Origin of the sequence: Roseovarius roseus (genome assembly GCF_043355935.2) — a bacterium.
Lineage (GTDB): Bacteria > Pseudomonadota > Alphaproteobacteria > Rhodobacterales > Rhodobacteraceae > Roseovarius > Roseovarius roseus.
In genome coordinates this window covers 1-849 of sequence record NZ_JBHFPE020000060.1, presented here as the reverse complement: position 1 = coordinate 849, position 849 = coordinate 1, and the positions used below count along the sequence as shown (strand labels likewise).

Below are 849 nucleotides of genomic sequence, written 5' to 3'. Positions count from 1 at the left end.
TTTCGAGATGGTCATTCATGCTTCCTTTTGGTGAAGCATGAACCGGATCAGTCATACACAAAAGATCGGACACTCTCTGGGTTTTTGGTAGATCGGCATCAGCCCCATAAGACGCATCAGCCGCCTGATACGCTTCTCGTTCACCGCATGGCCGTCGTTGCGAAGGTGCCAGGTCATTTGCCGAACACCGAAGAATGGCGTTTCCAAGAACTGCCCGTCGATCTGCCGCATCAGGCCAAGGTTCTGCTCGGTCTCCCCCTTCGGCGTATAGTAAAAGGACGAGCGCGAGATCGACAGCAGAGCACACTGCTGGCCGATCGATAGCTGTGGATGATCAGGCTCCACCATGCCGCGCCTCACTTCCCGGCCCACGGCTTGAGCTTTCTTTCCAAAAAAGAGTTGGCCACCGCCAGCTCCCCGATCTTGGCGTGCAAGTCCCGGACCTGATCTTCATCTATTACCGGCGCTTTGCGGCTGCCCCGTTCAAACACACCGGATGCGCTATCCAACAGTGCGCGTTTCCATTGGTTGATCATCGTTGGATGCACGCCGAACCGGCTCGCCAGTTCCGACACGGTCGCCTCGCCTTTCAGCGATTCCAGCGCCACCTTCGCCTTGAACTCAGGGGCATGCTGCTTTCGTTTCGACATCTTCGATCTCCTTCGTGGTGAAGATCAGCAGACAGCAAATCAGAGCTTACGTCATTGTCCAGTTTCCGGGGAGCACATCAAGTGTCCAGAGGGCGCCAGAGCGTTGTTATTGTGTGGTATTTTTGGTTGCGGGAGTAGGATTTGAACCTACGACCTTCAGGTTATGAGCCTGACGAGCTACCGGGCTGCTCCATCCCGC

General features: G+C 55.7%; 2 protein-coding genes. Both read right to left on the bottom strand.

Annotation, left to right across the window (positions count from 1 at the left end):
* Window positions 1-51 precede the first annotated feature (51 nt).
* Window positions 52-348 (bottom strand): IS3 family transposase, encoded by a 297-nt coding sequence (locus tag ACEWPL_RS19450; protein ID WP_393928653.1) that lies wholly within the window; start codon window positions 346-348, stop codon window positions 52-54.
* An 8-nt stretch (window positions 349-356) separates the two neighbouring features.
* Window positions 357-650 (bottom strand): transposase, encoded by a 294-nt coding sequence (locus ACEWPL_RS19445; RefSeq protein ID WP_393928651.1) that lies wholly within the window; start codon window positions 648-650, stop codon window positions 357-359.
* Between the last annotated feature and the right edge of the window lie 199 nt (window positions 651-849).

Coding starts and splice junctions, on each gene's coding strand:
- ACEWPL_RS19450 (WP_393928653.1), bottom strand. CDS start 348: ATGGTGGAGCCTGATCATCCACAGCTATCGATCGGCCAGCAGTGTGCT.
- ACEWPL_RS19445 (WP_393928651.1), bottom strand. CDS start 650: ATGTCGAAACGAAAGCAGCATGCCCCTGAGTTCAAGGCGAAGGTGGCG.